This window comes from Bacillus sp. AK124 (genome assembly GCF_053903085.1).
This window is the reverse complement of record NZ_CP096378.1, coordinates 3,426,675-3,440,459: the sequence shown is the minus strand read 5'-3', so window position 1 is coordinate 3,440,459 and position 13,785 is coordinate 3,426,675. Positions and strand designations below refer to the sequence as shown.

At 47.5% G+C, this 13,785-nt stretch carries 16 protein-coding genes; 10 read left to right on the top strand and 6 right to left on the bottom strand.

Going from position 1 to position 13,785, the window contains the following annotated elements; all coding sequences use genetic code 11:
- Positions 1 to 113 precede the first annotated feature (113 nt).
- Positions 114 to 629, top strand: a complete 516-nt coding sequence (locus M1E06_RS17405) for a type 1 glutamine amidotransferase domain-containing protein (RefSeq protein ID WP_020450564.1) — start codon at positions 114 to 116, stop codon at positions 627 to 629.
- Positions 630 to 667: 38 nt separating this feature from the next.
- Here the strand turns inward: M1E06_RS17405 and M1E06_RS17400 are convergent, their stop codons facing one another.
- Both M1E06_RS17400 and M1E06_RS17395 read right to left on the bottom strand, forming a co-directional pair.
- Entirely contained in the window at positions 668 to 850 is a 183-nt protein-coding gene (locus M1E06_RS17400; protein WP_031304963.1) for a DUF1128 domain-containing protein, read from the bottom strand.
- A 124-nt stretch (positions 851 to 974) separates the two neighbouring features.
- A complete protein-coding gene (locus M1E06_RS17395) occupies positions 975 to 2,333 on the bottom strand; it encodes an alanine/glycine:cation symporter family protein (protein WP_023855866.1) in 1,359 nt (452 codons plus the stop codon).
- Positions 2,334 to 2,516: 183 nt separating this feature from the next.
- On the opposite strand from M1E06_RS17395, the gene M1E06_RS17390 reads away from it, so the two are divergent.
- From M1E06_RS17390 to M1E06_RS17380, 3 genes are read left to right on the top strand one after another with little or no spacing between them, the layout of a single operon-like run.
- Positions 2,517 to 2,987, top strand: a complete 471-nt coding sequence (locus tag M1E06_RS17390) for a low molecular weight protein-tyrosine-phosphatase (protein ID WP_080131281.1) — start codon at positions 2,517 to 2,519, stop codon at positions 2,985 to 2,987.
- A 22-nt stretch (positions 2,988 to 3,009) separates the two neighbouring features.
- Positions 3,010 to 3,360 carry a hypothetical protein gene (locus tag M1E06_RS17385; protein WP_020450568.1) on the top strand — a complete coding sequence of 117 codons (351 nt, stop codon included), beginning with the start codon at positions 3,010 to 3,012 and terminating at the stop codon, positions 3,358 to 3,360.
- A complete protein-coding gene (locus M1E06_RS17380) occupies positions 3,357 to 4,172 on the top strand; it encodes a YihY/virulence factor BrkB family protein (protein ID WP_020450569.1) in 816 nt (271 codons plus the stop codon). Before M1E06_RS17385 ends, M1E06_RS17380 begins: the two co-directional genes overlap by 4 nt.
- Before the next feature lie 211 nt (positions 4,173 to 4,383).
- Here M1E06_RS17380 and M1E06_RS17375 read toward each other — a convergent pair whose 3' ends face one another.
- On the bottom strand, positions 4,384 to 5,562 hold the full coding sequence (locus M1E06_RS17375) for an MFS transporter (protein WP_020450570.1): 1,179 nt from the start codon (positions 5,560 to 5,562) through the stop codon (positions 4,384 to 4,386).
- A 100-nt stretch (positions 5,563 to 5,662) separates the two neighbouring features.
- On the opposite strand from M1E06_RS17375, the gene M1E06_RS17370 reads away from it, so the two are divergent.
- The 3 genes from M1E06_RS17370 (at position 5,663) to M1E06_RS17360 (ending at position 8,061) form a co-directional block, all read left to right on the top strand.
- Positions 5,663 to 6,043: an OsmC family protein gene (locus M1E06_RS17370; RefSeq protein WP_020450571.1), complete on the top strand. Its 381-nt coding sequence runs from the start codon at positions 5,663 to 5,665 to the stop codon at positions 6,041 to 6,043.
- 104 nt (positions 6,044 to 6,147) lie between these two features.
- A complete protein-coding gene (cax, locus tag M1E06_RS17365; RefSeq protein WP_080131282.1) occupies positions 6,148 to 7,203 on the top strand; it encodes a calcium/proton exchanger in 1,056 nt (351 codons plus the stop codon).
- A gap of 66 nt (positions 7,204 to 7,269) precedes the next feature.
- The gene (locus M1E06_RS17360) at positions 7,270 to 8,061 is read left to right on the top strand and encodes a YfkD famly protein (protein ID WP_020450573.1); all 792 of its coding nucleotides are present in this window, start codon (positions 7,270 to 7,272) and stop codon (positions 8,059 to 8,061) included.
- Positions 8,062 to 8,292: 231 nt separating this feature from the next.
- Here M1E06_RS17360 and yfkAB read toward each other — a convergent pair whose 3' ends face one another.
- Positions 8,293 to 9,414: a radical SAM/CxCxxxxC motif protein YfkAB gene (gene yfkAB, locus M1E06_RS17355; protein ID WP_080131283.1), complete on the bottom strand. Its 1,122-nt coding sequence runs from the start codon at positions 9,412 to 9,414 to the stop codon at positions 8,293 to 8,295.
- A 143-nt stretch (positions 9,415 to 9,557) separates the two neighbouring features.
- Here yfkAB and M1E06_RS17350 point away from each other — a divergent pair, with 143 nt between their 5' ends.
- The 3 genes from M1E06_RS17350 (at position 9,558) to M1E06_RS17340 (ending at position 11,922) form a co-directional block, all read left to right on the top strand.
- Positions 9,558 to 9,743 carry an SE1561 family protein gene (locus M1E06_RS17350; RefSeq protein ID WP_003179806.1) on the top strand — a complete coding sequence of 62 codons (186 nt, stop codon included), beginning with the start codon at positions 9,558 to 9,560 and terminating at the stop codon, positions 9,741 to 9,743.
- Positions 9,744 to 9,852: 109 nt separating this feature from the next.
- Entirely contained in the window at positions 9,853 to 10,644 is a 792-nt protein-coding gene (gene pdaA, locus M1E06_RS17345) for a delta-lactam-biosynthetic de-N-acetylase (protein WP_031304965.1), read from the top strand.
- Positions 10,645 to 10,818: 174 nt separating this feature from the next.
- On the top strand, positions 10,819 to 11,922 hold the full coding sequence (locus tag M1E06_RS17340; RefSeq protein ID WP_035339192.1) for a glycerol dehydrogenase: 1,104 nt from the start codon (positions 10,819 to 10,821) through the stop codon (positions 11,920 to 11,922).
- A 178-nt stretch (positions 11,923 to 12,100) separates the two neighbouring features.
- Here M1E06_RS17340 and M1E06_RS17335 read toward each other — a convergent pair whose 3' ends face one another.
- Positions 12,101 to 12,697, bottom strand: a complete 597-nt coding sequence (locus M1E06_RS17335; protein ID WP_020450577.1) for a hypothetical protein — start codon at positions 12,695 to 12,697, stop codon at positions 12,101 to 12,103.
- 57 nt (positions 12,698 to 12,754) lie between these two features.
- Complete coding sequence (gene corA, locus M1E06_RS17330) at positions 12,755 to 13,717, bottom strand: magnesium/cobalt transporter CorA (RefSeq protein WP_020450578.1); 963 nt, start codon at positions 13,715 to 13,717, stop codon at positions 12,755 to 12,757.
- Positions 13,718 to 13,785 lie beyond the last annotated feature (68 nt).

Genomic DNA, 13,785 nt, shown 5'->3' with positions numbered 1-13,785 from the left:
CTGTCTGCCGGGTGACTTAGGTACTTTGTCGCGAGGAACGTGCGGATGTTTTATTTAGTGTGGCAGGGGGAAATGGATTTATGTAGACAGAAGCTTTTGGGAGGGTGATCAATATGAGCAAAAACATTGCAGTTGTTCTGACAGATTACTTTGAGGATTCGGAGTATACCGAGCCTGCGAAAGCGTTCAAAGACGCCGGGCACCAGCTTACGGTTATTGAAAAAGAGAAAGGCAAAACGCTGAAAGGCAAGCAAGGCGAGGCGCAAGTGGAAACAGATGCGTCCATTGATGAAGTCAGCCCGGCCGATTTTGACGCGCTGTTGATTCCGGGCGGATTTTCGCCGGATATTCTCAGAGCCGACCAGCGTTTCGTATCGTTTGCGAAATCCTTTATGGATGACAAAAAACCGGTGTTTGCGATCTGCCACGGCCCGCAGCTTTTAATCACCGCCAAGGCTCTGGACGGACGCAGTGCAACAGGCTACACATCGATTCAAGTCGATTTGGAAAACGCCGGGGTTCAATTTAAGGATGAGGAAGTTGTCGTCTGCCAGAACCAGCTTGTCACAAGCCGGACGCCTGACGACATCCCTGCGTTTACACGCGAATCTTTGAAGCTGCTCGGCTAATGAAAAAGACCGGAATAGATTTCCGGTCTTTTTTATGTTTATTTTCGGAGTGCAGCCAGTTCCTCTGCGATTGCCTGCATTTCGCTCGGACTGAAAGATTTCTTTTTCATCACCATTTTGTGCAGGTATTCAAGATCTTCAAGCTTTTCATTGCTGAAGGCTTCAGCTTTGATGACGCCGATGTTCAGCATGTTTAGTTTTTGCGAGATCTCTTCGATCATTTTGTTAAGCTCGGCTGTTTTCTGCTCTGACAAGAAGGCACATCCTTTCTCACTGATTTTGTAGTCTTTATTGTAACAGAATTAAGCGAGAAGAAAAGGACGGCTGTCAAAAAGCATCTCCGGCTTAAACGGATACGCTGTTTTGCTTTTCCGCTTTTTCGGCTTTGATTTTGGCAAGGATCTGTTTGGACTCATAGATGACAATCCCTGTCAAACCGAGCAGGCCGATCAGGTTCGGTATCGCCATCAGACCGTTCAGCATATCGGCGAGCGCCCAGACAAAGTCATTTTTAAAGACCGCTCCGAAAAAGACGGCGATCACAAAGATGACACGGTAGACGATCGCATATTTTTCATTCAGCAGGTAGGTGAAGCATTTTTCTCCGTAGTACGACCAGCCCAAAATCGTCGAATAAGCGAACAGCAGCAGACCGATCGCAACGATTGTCGATCCCGCAGGGCCGAGAAAATGTGCGAATGTCATCGATGTCAGCGCATCGTTTTTTTCTGTCAGATACATGTTTCCCATGACAATCGATATCCCCGTAATCGAGCAGACAATCAATGTGTCGATGAAAACCTGGGTCATAGAGACAAGCGCTTGGCGAGCCGGCATATCAGTTTTTGCCGCGGCTGCCGCGATCGGCGCCGAGCCGAGCCCTGCTTCATTTGAAAATACGCCCCGCGCCACGCCCCAGCGGATCACGGTTCCGATCGCGCCTCCTGCCACGGCCTGGCCGGTAAACGCGTCAGAAAAAATTAAACCGACCGCGCCGGGGACAAGTTCAAAGTTTGTGACAAGAATGATCAATCCGGCGATGACATAAAATAAAGCCATGATCGGCACGAACAGCGAGGTGACTTTGCCGATGCTTTTAATCCCACCGAGAATGACAAGTGCTGTAAAAATCGTGACAATGATTCCGGTTACCCAGGCAGGCACGGAAAATGTGGAGCTCATGACTCCGGATACAGAATTTGACTGAACCATATTGCCTATTCCGAAAGCGGCAAGCGCCCCGAATATGGCAAATAACACACCAAGCCACTTTTGCTTGAGGCCGTGTTCCAAATAATACATCGGGCCGCCTGACATTTCGCCGTTTTTGTCTTTCACGCGGAATCTGACAGCAAGCACCGCTTCGGCATATTTCGTGGCCATTCCGAAAAAGGCGGCGAGCCACATCCAAAACACGGCGCCAGGCCCTCCGGCAATGACAGCTGAGGCGACACCGACGATATTCCCGGTACCGACCGTAGCGGCAAGGGCAGTCATCAACGCCTGAAAGTGGGAAATATCGCCTTCGGAGGATTTATCCTGACGTCTTGAAAAGGCAAGCTTTAATGAGTAAGGCAAAAGTCTGATCTGCAAAAAAGCCAGCCTGAAAGTCAAATAAATACCTGTTCCAACAATGAGGATCAAAAGCGGAGGTCCCCATAAAAAACCGTTCATTGTATCTACAATATGTGAAATAAAATCCATAGGCGAAATATCCCCCTTTAATTTTGTGTCTAACTAGAATATTCTGAAAGTTTGTTAGATTTGTCAATAGCATTGTCATCTTTTCTTCCCAAAGTTGAAAAAAACAAAAAAATCTTTAGTATAAAAGCAAAAGTGTTTTTTCTTTCTGAAATGTGGGGAAAGAATAGAGGAGGCTCTTGTTTGATGATCAAAGTGCTATTTGTCTGCCTCGGCAATATTTGCCGCTCTCCGATGGCAGAAGCTGTATTTAACGACATGCTCAAAAAAAGCGGCCTGGAGGACCGAATTGAAGCCGATTCGGCGGGGACAGGGAACTGGCATGTCGGAAAACCGCCTCATGAAGGCACACGGTCGCTGCTATCTGCAAAAAAGATCAACTGCGAAGGCCTTTACGCGAGGCAGATTACCGACAAAGACCCGGAAGCGTTCGATTATATCATCGCGATGGATGCCGAAAACGCTGGCCATGTGAGAAGCCTTGCCGGCTACGGGAGCAAAGCCGTCATCCGGAGGCTGCTCGACTATGTCGAGGACTGTGAGACGGCAAATGTTCCTGATCCATACTACACCGGGAACTTTGATGAGGTGTACGAACTCGTCGCGAAAGGATGCAGCGAATTGCTAAATGACATTCGAAAAGAACACAAATTATAAAAAACGAAGGGAGAGATTTTTTATGAAAAACGACCGCGTTTTCATCAGAAATATCCTCCTCGGCGCTTCGGTCGGGGCGGTTATGTCACTGCTGCACAAACCGACCAGAGAAGCGTGCGGCGCAAAGCTTGACGCGTGCAAAAACAAAGTCCGCCTTTACCGCGCAAATCCCGGAATGTTCACCGAATGCGTGAAAGAAAAAATGGACGAAGCCAAAAAACTGACCGCTTCCATATCGGACGATTTAAGCTTCTTAAATCAACAGATGAAAGAACTGAAAGAGACGACGCCAAAAGTGATCGGTTTGATCGAGGAAACGAGGGATCACTTCACAGCTAAATCCAAAGGGCGTACGGAGCCGGAAAAAGAATGAGCTTTTTGAAAGAGCTGGCTTGGCGTTTTTTCCTTCATGAAGGGCCGAGCAAATCGGCGGAACTTGCCTACTTTTTCCTGCTGTCCCTGTTTCCGTTTATGATTTTCCTATTGACTTTGATCGGCTACCTGCCTGTCAAAACGGGCGATGTCATCGGGCTGATTGAACAGTATGCTCCAGAAGACACGATGTCCGTTATTGAAGAGACGCTCAATACAGGAAACAGGGGCCTGCTTTCTTTCGGGATCATCGCGGCGCTCTGGTCTGCGTCAAACGGATTGAACGCGATTGTCAGGGCCTTTAATCATGCTTATGAAGTGGAGGAAAACCGCTCATTCATCATGGTTCGGCTGACATCACTCCTCCTGACCGCCGCGATGGTTTTCACCATATTGGTCGCGCTTCTTCTTCCGGTATTCGGGAGGGCCATCGGCCATTTCATCGCCAATCTGGACGGTACGCCGGAAATGTTTCTAGCGGCATGGTCAGCGCTCCGCTGGGGAATCAGCCCGCTTGTGCTGCTGATCGTCTTTACGGCTTTATACTTTTTTGCCCCGAATAAGCGGCTGTCATTTAAATTCGTGCTTCCGGGAGCCGTTGCAGCGACAGCCGGCTGGATCCTCGTCAGCATGCTGTTTTCATACTACGTCAGCGAATTTGCAAACTACAGCGCAACATACGGAAGCCTCGGCGGCATCATCGTCCTGATGATCTGGTTTTATTTAAGCGGAATGATGATTATTCTTGGAGGGGAGATCAATGCCCTTTTACATAAACGTAAAATCATTCCTGAAGAAAATCCGCGGAAATGAGCAATCTATAAAAGAACGTTTCATGAGTTCAAAAGCGGAGGGATCATCATGACAAAACACACGAAAAAAGGCGGCAGCCATAATAAACAAAATTCAAAGCAAAGTTCGAAAAACAAAACGAGCGGAAGCGCCAACGGACAAAACGGATATCATTAAAACTGCCTGACGTTTTCGAAAAGGCCGGCTGCCTATAGTAAGCAGCCGGCCTTTTTTACATTGGCGCCGCCTCAGATTGTTCGAGAGCGCCGTTTTTCTTCGTTTTGCCAAAGAGCACCCCGATCCAGATCAACACCATCACGATTGTAATCAAATAAAACAGATTGCTGTTATGAAATGTCTGCATATACCAGCCGCCGGCAACCGGGCCGAAAATGCTTCCGAAGCTGAAGGTGATTCCGCACATCAAGTTTCCGGCCGGGAGAAGGCGTTTTGGAAGCAGGTCGGCCATAAAGCTGATGCCGAGTGAAAAAGTTGATCCAACAGCCATTCCGGCTATGAAAAAACATGCCGCAAGCAAGGGGACGGAATCGGAAAAGCCTGCCGCAAAGAAGCAGCCTGCCCCGACAGCCAATATGACAAGGAGCACATTTCGTCTTCCATACTTGTCGCTCAACACGCCGAGCGGATACTGAAAGACGATGCTTCCGATCGCAAAAGCCGGAAGAATAATTGATAGGCCTTCGACGGAAATGCCCGAGCGGAGCGCGTAGACGGGAAAATTGCCGTTCAGGGCGGTTTCCAAAAAGCCGTAGCCGAATGTCGGCAAAAACGCGACCCATCCTAGTAGAAAGGCTTGGACGAAGCGCTTCAAGCTGTTATCGCTGCGGCTTTCAGAGCCGCTTTTCTCAGGAAAATCGTTTTGAAGGCAAAAAATAAACAGCCACGCCAGCAGGCTGAATGCACCTGAGACGATAAACGGCAATGACGGGGCAATGTTGACAAGCGGCGTTAAAAAAGGACCGGCAGCAAATCCCAAACCAAACGAAAGGCCGTACAAAGAGATATTGCGGCCGCGGTTTTTTTCAGACGATAATGTGGTCACCCAAGTTTGCGTTGAAAAGTGCAGCATATGATCCCCGATTCCAATCAAGAGCCGTAAAAAGAACCAGACGATAAACGACTGAATAAAAACAAAGGCGAACAAACTCGCGCACACCATCACCCCGCCGATGACGATCAGCGGTTTAAAACCGAGCCTGCGAAGCGGTGCTTCCATAAACGGCGAAGCGATCAGGACGCCGATGTAGAGGCCTGTCGCATGTAGACCGTTCAGCGCAGCCGAATGGCCTTCCTGTTCGAAAATAACAGAGATGACAGGAAGGAGCATCCCTTGCGAAAAACCTGATATACTGACAATCAAAACGAGAATGAAAAAGTGAAATCTAGTCATCGGCCGATTCTCCTTATCCGTAATCCTTCTTTGATCGTACAACTTTCACAAGTTTTTAGGCAAGGCGATTTTTCTTTTTCTGTCAAAAGAGGTGTGAATCATGGAAATCGTGTGGAATCAGAACGGCTTTGAGGCTGATCTGGAATATGGAAAGCTTAAGATATCAGGCAATGAAGAAGCAGGATTCAGGCCTTATCAATTGCTGGCCGCTTCGATTGCGGCATGCAGCGGAACCGTTCTTCATAACATATTGGAAAAGAAAAGGATACAGCTGAAAGATATGACCATCGAGACAAAAGAAGAACGCATTTCCGAAGAGGCGGGCCGCATCAAAAGCATCCATCTTCACTTCATATTGAAGGGAGAAAACCTCGGTGCAGAACAAATTCAAAAGGCGCTGAAAGTAGCGATGAAAAATTGTGCCATGGTGAGATCTGTTGAAAACAGCATCAAGATCATCGAAACATTTCAGATTCGCTGATGTTTAAAAACCTGCGTCAATGCGGAATAGATCAGTATGCCGTATATAAACTGAAAAGTTCGCACAAAAATAACCTACACCAAAAAAGAAAAGAGGAATGAAAAATGGGCCGTTTTTTCTTTTGGATGATGGCTGCGGGAGTTCCCCTTTCTGTCGCAGGGAGCATGTTGCATTGGCCGCAGGTTTTATTGTTCATCATATACTGCCTGACGATTATCGCGCTTGCAAGCTATATGGGAAGAGCCACCGAAAGCCTTGCGATTATTGCGGGTCCGAGGATCGGGGGCCTTTTAAATGCGACGTTCGGAAACGCCGTTGAGCTGATCATTTCGATCTTCGCGTTGCGGGAAGGACTGACCGGCATTGTGCTCGCATCGCTGACAGGATCTGTCCTCGGCAACCTTCTTCTGGTCGCCGGCCTGTCGTTTTTCATCGGGGGCCTGAAATATAAGCGCCAGGAATTCAACGTGTATGATGCGAGACACAATTCAGGTTTGCTCATGTTCGCGGTGATTGTCGCTTTCGTCATCCCAGAAGTATTTTCAGCCGAAATGACAGAGCCGAGGAAGCTGTCGATGAGCGTCGGCATCAGCATCATCATGATTTTGCTTTACCTGGCAGCGCTTTATTTCAAGCTTGTCAGCCACCGCGGGGTTTACCAGACGAATCAAAATGAGCGGGAAGAATCGCATGAAGAGCCGGAATGGTCGGGAAAGAGGGCAACATTGATTTTATTTTTGGCGACCATTGCCGTTGCCTACATTTCCGAGCACCTCGTCCACACATTTGATACGGTGGCCGAACAATTCGGCTGGTCGGAGCTTTTCATCGGGGTCATCATTGTCGCGATCGTCGGAAACGCGGCAGAGCATGCTTCTGCCGTCATTATGGCCTATAAGGACAAAATGGATGTCGCAGTTGAAATTGCGATCGGATCAACGCTGCAGATCGCGATGTTTGTCGCACCCGTTCTTGTGATCAGCTCTTTGTTTTTTCCAGTGAGCATGCCGCTCGTCTTTACCTTGCCGGAACTCGTCGCCATGGCTTCCGCCGTCCTTTTGATGATCGTCATTTCAAACGACGGGGATACGAACTGGTTTGAGGGTGCGACATTGCTGGCTGCTTATATCATCATGGGAATCGGTTTTTTCCTTCTTTAAAAAAATTGGGATAAACGGAGAGCATCCGGAAAACAATAAGGGAAAAGAAACAGAAAGAGTGATAGTATGAAAAAGCTTTTGTGTTTTACGCTAACTGCGTTTTTATCCTTTAGTTTTTTCGCTGTACAGGAAGCTGATGCAGCCAAGCCGATCAAGATTCCAAGCTCTGTCACGAATATTTCCAAAGAGAACACATACCCTAACGCCTCCCAGGATCAGCCGAGGCTGCAGCCGAGCGAACTGGCTGAAGAGCTGCTGAAAACAACCGATATCGCGATTGAAAATCCGCATCTCATCAAAATGCTGAATGAGTCAAGCATTTCCGGCACACCGCTGGCAATCGGCTACAGAGCGACGATCTATTTGGGCAGATGGGCGCTCGGGTATACCTCGAATGAAACCGTTGCGAACTGGGAATACCGCAAAATCAACACAAACCGCTTTGACAACCGGGGCGGGAAAGCACCTGCCGAACTCACGTATTCCCAGGAACAGACGAGCAAAATCAAAGGCGGCTTAACAGCGAAAGTCCCGAAAGCGGACGATGTCAAAAACATGATGATGCTTGAAGCCATGGAAAAAACAAAGCTGCCGCTCGCCTTTGAAACAGTCGTCGGCGCCGGCACAAAACGCGATCAGATTTATAAAGTGCAGCCGAAAAAGCTGGGGAATTTACACGCCTATGCACCTGCCGTCAATGAAAAAGGGAAGGTCACCTACGGTGAAGTGTACATTGTATTAAAAGGCAACAAAAGAAAGCTGGTCGTCAAAAATATCACCTCGCAAGGAATCGGCGCCTGGATTCCTGTACAGGATCACCTCACATTCGGCTTTCAGCTCAGCCATCAGCCGAAATAAAAAAGCAAGCCTTTTGCGGCTTGCTTTCAGCGTGTCGAGAAACCCTCGCATTCGTTGTCAGGCCTGCGCGTCGGTGCTCACGAATTCCAACATTCGCTCCGCTCCGATGCTCGGCCTTCCTAGACTGCAAGGGTTTTCAATCACGCTGAAAGGATGACAAAATCCCAAAACAAAAAGTCGTTTTGGGATCTTGTCAACAATCTGAAAGCAAGCCTTTTGCGGCTTGCTTTTTCATACTCTTGCTGTTCTGGAAGTAAAATCAACATCTTGATAATAGCTGTTTTTGACGAGCACATTCGGCCCGAGGCATCGGACGTGCGGGCAGTGGCAGTTGAGCTCCTTGGCAAGCTCTGTTTTTCTCCACTTCGCATAGGCGCTTGGCAGGCTGTCGGTTTGAATGTTGCCGAGCGGCGGAGTATCTCCGAAATCGGTCACGATGATATTGCCGTCAAAAATATTGACGTTCAGGCGCGATCTGCCGTCAGGGTCGTTTCTGACCGTGACATTTTTCGCTTCGCGCAGCCGCTGTAAAAGAGCGTGGTCTTCAGGATCAGGGCTGCACGCGTAAAACGGCAGGGTGCCGAACAGCATCCACGTATTTTCGTCGCGAATGTCAAGAAGGCGGTGGATCGCTTTCCTCATGTCTTGTAAGCTTAAAGATTCAAGCGCGCTTGCAAAATCGCTCGGATACATCGGGTGAACCTCATGGCGCTGGCATTTCATGTCTTCGACAATTTGCCGGTGAATATGCTCGATGTGAGGAAGCGTCCGTTTGTTGAGCATCGTCTCGGCGGATACCATAACCCCTTCATCAACAAGCGTCCGGCTGTTTTCGATCATTTTTTCGAAATAGCGCGCCCGCTGGGCATACGTCGGCTTTTTATCCATCATGGCGAAGCCGATTTCTGCAAAGTCTTCGACTGTTCCCCAGTTGTGGGAAATATGAAGCACATCAAGGTAGGGGATGATCAGCTCGTAGCGCCCGATATCGAGCGTCAAGTTTGAGTTGATCTGCGTCCGCACGCCGCGTTCATGAGCGTATTTTAATAAAGGAACGACATATTCCTTTACGGATTTTAATGAAAGCATCGGCTCGCCGCCCGTAATGCTTAAAGAACGAAGGCGGGGAATCTCATCAAGCCGTTTCAACAGAAGGCTGACGGGCAGCGCGTCCGGGTCCTTCGTCTGGAGCGTATACCCGACGGCGCAGTGCTCGCAGCGCATATTGCAAAGAGTCGTCGTCGTAAATTCAACGTTCGTCAGCTGTATATCTCCATATTGGTCAACGTCCATGTAGGCTTCCCAAGGATCATATTCCGGGGTAATCGGACGAACCTGCGTTTTTTCTGTCATGACATATCTAACTCCTTTATGATAGGACATACTAATATAGCCCAACTATTCATTTTAGACCTGATCCTTGAGGCGTGCAAGTCATGGATGATTGAAAAAAGGCCGTTTATAGGCTACGATAAAGGAACAAAAGGAGGAGAATCATGGGTAACGCAGTACATGACAAAGAACAGCAAGTCAATTATTTAAAAAACAGATTGGATATGTTTATGTCAGTCATCGATTCTTTAGACCCGGAATCGACCGACCTTGAAGATATTGACAGACTGATCAGCATGCTCGACGACTTGGAAGCCAAATACGAGCGCTTTAAAAAAGACTGGAAATAAAACCGCCGCATTCTTTGCCGCGGTTTTTTTGTTTTCCAAGTGTTGCTTGGTATGAAAAGCTCAGCCCTTCTGCACAATAAGAAAAAATAAAACTGGGAGCGAGAAGATGATGAAACGATTCTATGCCTTATGCTGCGGATTCCTGCTGATGCTGGCCTTCAGCGGCAATGCTGAAGCGATTTCCAACAAGGCGATCCATTGGGGCTTTTCAAAAAGCAAAAACCATCAGCCGGCAGATGCGGGACAAGAGCTGAACAGCCTTTTGCAGCAGTACGACGCCTTTTATTTGGGCAACACAAAGGAAAAAACGATCTATCTGACCTTTGATAACGGCTATGAAAATGGCTACACCCCTAAGGTGCTAGATGTTCTGAAAAAACAAAACGTCAAAGCTGCCTTTTTTGTGACGGGCCATTTTGTCAAAGATCAGCCGGAGCTGATCAAGCGAATGGCCGAGGAAGGACATATCATCGGGAATCATTCCTATCACCATCCGGATCTCACGACGAAAACAAGCCGCGTGATACAAGAGGAATTGGAATCGGTCGATGAGGAGGTTTACAAAATCACAGGCGAAAAAAACAATCTCTACCTGAGGCCGCCTCGGGGCGTTTTCAGCGAGCGGGTGCTTGAAGAAACGAAAAAGCTCGGTTATCAAACGGTATTCTGGTCTGTTGCTTTTGTCGATTGGAAAATCAATGCCCAAAAAGGGTGGCGCTATGCGTACGACAATATGATGAAACAGGCCCATCCCGGCGCCGTCTATTTGCTTCACACCGTCTCGAAAGACAATGCCGAAGCGCTTGATCAGGCGATCACCGACTTAAAAAAAGAAGGCTATACATTTAAAAGCCTTGATGACCTGATGTTTGAAAAATCTATGATGCTAAAGCCCTTTTGAAAGAAATGCCCCGGACGCTGAGACGGGGTTTTTGCTTTGAGCGGAAAAGTTGATGGTTCAGGCTCTTTTATTTCCCCTAGTCAATTCCATAGAATAAAAATCCATTCTATATACATATATTACTAGATTTAAAAAGAAAATAGGTATATCATTGATAGTGAAGGGGGAATTACCATGTCAAAATTAGTAAAATCAGTCACATCGCCTAAAAAATTTATTACAGGAAAACGACTCCTTGAGAACTTGAACGATTACATTGAAGATTATGGTGATCACGCATATATCATTTGCGATGAATTCATTTTGGAACGCGCTCAAAAAGAAGCGGGGAATTCGATTCAGAAAGCCGGCAATCAAGCTGTTTTTGAAAAATTCAATTACGAATGCACACAGGAAGAAATCGATCGTAACCGGGAGCTTGCACGCAATGCAGGCGCTAATATCATCGTTGGGATCGGCGGGGGAAAAACGCTTGATACAGCAAAGGCCACCGCTTATTACGAGAAGCTGCCGGTTGTGATTTTCCCGACAATTGCTTCAACAGATGCTCCATGTACGGCCCTTGCCGTCATTTATAAACATGACGGATCGTTTGATCGATATCTGTTTTTGCCGACAAACCCAGATGTCGTTCTCGCGGATTCTGACATTTTGGCATCCGCGCCGCCGCGCTTTTTCGCAGCCGGTATCGGAGACGCCTTGGCGACGTATTTTGAAGCGCGCGCCTGCTTTAAAGCAAACGGCGACAACCTCGTGCTGATGAAGCCTTCAACTACTGGATTGGGACTTGCCCGCCTTTGCTACGATACGCTATTGGAAAACGGCGTAAAAGCGATGCAGGCGATCAAGCATGGCGTTTCTACACGAGCTGTTGAAGACACAATAGAAGCGACCATCTATTTAAGCGGCGTCGGCGCCGAATCAGGCGGTCTTGCCGCCGCACATGCGATCCACAATGGAATGACAGCCGTTCCTTCTTTGCACAGAGCTCAGCACGGCGAAAAAGTCACGTTCGGCCTTTTGGCACAGCTCGTTCTTGAAAACGCGCCAGCCGAAGAGCTGGAGACCGTCATTGACTTTATCAAAGGCGTCGGTCTGCCGTTGACATTAAAAGACCTCGGAGTCGACGAATTTGTCGAAGAGGAATGGCGCCAAGTCGCTCAAAGCGCTTGCGCAGAAGGCGACACAATGGGCAACATGCCGTTCCCAGTCACCCCTGACGATGTCTACAATGCGATCGTCGCCGCCAACGCGATTGCAGAATCTTATCGCGATTAATAGACGAAAAGCCGCTTCCGTGAAGGAGCGGCTTTTTTCTTTGAGGTTTGTCTATTAGTTTGTGAAGCGGCTGTTTGCAGTTCGTTTTTTCTGTATACCTTTTACTTCTAAACCTTCTCTTCCATGTAATATTTTTAAAAGTTTCCAAAAGCGTGCTGCTTGAATCGAGTGAAGTCGCTCATTTCACCACTTCAACCTTCATCCTCGGCTCTTCTTCTATCCCTGATTCATACACATCCTCATTTCCCGGAGCCTTAAAGGTGACGCTGTACGTCTCTTGTGAATGCGGAGACAGTTCCAGCTCTTCCGGCTGAAAGTCAAATTCGCTCGTTATATCAGGGATGAGCTGGATGCGTTCGGTCTTTTTTCCGTAATTGTTCACTTTCACCTCACAGTCCATGTTTCCTTCCTCCATATCGCTCTGATAGCTGCAAGTGCTTCTCTTTTTCATATATTCCACGGCATCATCGCCTTGTGCATTCCATTTTTGAAAGAGCATCAGCTGTTCTGTGACCAGCGGGTAAAATACTGAAATGCCGATAATAAACAAAAACAGCTTAAAGCGGATCCACGGTACTCCATAATAATGGCGCCACGCCATAATGAAGCCGATGATGAGCATCAACATGCAGATCAGAACCACTAAATTGCGGACAGGCAGTCTGAAAAAGTCCGAAAGCGCGTCTGCAGCAGACACGCTTTGATGATTTTCGGCGCTAATCAACAAGCCGAGAACGATCAAGAAGATGCCGGCAAGCCCTGTATGTACCTTCATTTCTTTCCCCCCTCAGTTATAGAAATAGTCGAACAGAGAGGAAAAAGGTTTCCGGTTTTACTTGAAAATGTCAAACCATCCTTTATGCCGGAACCAGAAGATCATGCCGGCGACAACGGCTCCCATCATGACGAGGATGAAAAAATAGCCGTAGCGCCAATGCAGTTCAGGCATGTTGTCAAAGTTCATGCCGTACACTCCGGCAATGAAGGTGAGCGGAATAAAAATCGTTGAGACGATCGTCAGCGTCATCATAATGGCGTTCATCCGGTTGGAGTTGAGCGTCTGGTAGCTGTCCCTTAAATCGGCGGTCATGTCGCGGTTGTTTTCGACGATTTCGGTCAGCTTCAAGAGGTGGTCGTAAATGTCGCTGTAATACGCTTTTCGTTCGCGGTTTTCTTTTGAGATTTCAATGTTTAAAATCCGGTAAAGCAAATCCCGCATCGGAATGATTGTTTTCCTAAGCTTTAGAAGGTCGCTCCGGATATCAAACACTTCATTCATCAGCGTTCCATACGTTTTTCTGCTGTCGCTTTCAGCAATTTCATTGAGGCGGTCTTCTATTTTGTAAAGAATCGGGAAATATTCGTCAACAAGCTGATCCATGACCATATAGGCGATATGGCTCGGTCCTTTTTTCCACAACTCGCTGTTTTCCGAAAGCTGTCTTCTTACTTTTTCAATACCGTCTGAACGATGAAAGTGAAATGTGATGATAAAATCTTTTCCAACGAATAAGTCAACTTCTTCAGACGCCAGCGTCCTTTGATTCAACGCGTGTATGACGAAAAAAAGATATTCTTCGTATTGATCAAGCTTCGGACGCTGCAAATGATGAACGCAGTCCTCAACTGCTAAAGGGTGAAAGTGAAAATGGCTTTTGAGTAAAGAGACTTCTTCATCCGAAGGCTGATCGAAGTCCGTCCAGTACCACTCAATATCTTGATCTGTCAGCCTTTCTGCTTTGATGTCGGTAGATAAAAGTTTTCCGTCCTTTGTCATCGCAAAATGTTTAATCATCGGCACCCCTCCGCTTCCATAGGATGCTGCGATGCCCTGTGATTCATTCGGTGAAAAAATAAAATGTT

What these genes read in the sequence shown, in the direction of transcription:
- M1E06_RS17405 (WP_020450564.1), top strand. Translation starts at nt 114, where the DNA reads ATGAGCAAAAACATTGCAGTTGTTCTGACAGATTACTTTGAGGATTCG.
- M1E06_RS17400 (WP_031304963.1), bottom strand. Translation starts at nt 850, where the DNA reads ATGATCGAAGAGATCTCGCAAAAACTAAACATGCTGAACATCGGCGTC.
- M1E06_RS17395 (WP_023855866.1), bottom strand. Translation starts at nt 2,333, where the DNA reads ATGGATTTTATTTCACATATTGTAGATACAATGAACGGTTTTTTATGG.
- M1E06_RS17390 (WP_080131281.1), top strand. Translation starts at nt 2,517, where the DNA reads ATGATCAAAGTGCTATTTGTCTGCCTCGGCAATATTTGCCGCTCTCCG.
- M1E06_RS17385 (WP_020450568.1), top strand. Translation starts at nt 3,010, where the DNA reads ATGAAAAACGACCGCGTTTTCATCAGAAATATCCTCCTCGGCGCTTCG.
- M1E06_RS17380 (WP_020450569.1), top strand. Translation starts at nt 3,357, where the DNA reads ATGAGCTTTTTGAAAGAGCTGGCTTGGCGTTTTTTCCTTCATGAAGGG.
- M1E06_RS17375 (WP_020450570.1), bottom strand. Translation starts at nt 5,562, where the DNA reads ATGACTAGATTTCACTTTTTCATTCTCGTTTTGATTGTCAGTATATCA.
- M1E06_RS17370 (WP_020450571.1), top strand. Translation starts at nt 5,663, where the DNA reads ATGGAAATCGTGTGGAATCAGAACGGCTTTGAGGCTGATCTGGAATAT.
- cax (WP_080131282.1), top strand. Translation starts at nt 6,148, where the DNA reads ATGGGCCGTTTTTTCTTTTGGATGATGGCTGCGGGAGTTCCCCTTTCT.
- M1E06_RS17360 (WP_020450573.1), top strand. Translation starts at nt 7,270, where the DNA reads ATGAAAAAGCTTTTGTGTTTTACGCTAACTGCGTTTTTATCCTTTAGT.
- yfkAB (WP_080131283.1), bottom strand. Translation starts at nt 9,414, where the DNA reads ATGACAGAAAAAACGCAGGTTCGTCCGATTACCCCGGAATATGATCCT.
- M1E06_RS17350 (WP_003179806.1), top strand. Translation starts at nt 9,558, where the DNA reads ATGGGTAACGCAGTACATGACAAAGAACAGCAAGTCAATTATTTAAAA.
- pdaA (WP_031304965.1), top strand. Translation starts at nt 9,853, where the DNA reads ATGAAACGATTCTATGCCTTATGCTGCGGATTCCTGCTGATGCTGGCC.
- M1E06_RS17340 (WP_035339192.1), top strand. Translation starts at nt 10,819, where the DNA reads ATGTCAAAATTAGTAAAATCAGTCACATCGCCTAAAAAATTTATTACA.
- M1E06_RS17335 (WP_020450577.1), bottom strand. Translation starts at nt 12,697, where the DNA reads ATGAAGGTACATACAGGGCTTGCCGGCATCTTCTTGATCGTTCTCGGC.
- corA (WP_020450578.1), bottom strand. Translation starts at nt 13,717, where the DNA reads ATGATTAAACATTTTGCGATGACAAAGGACGGAAAACTTTTATCTACC.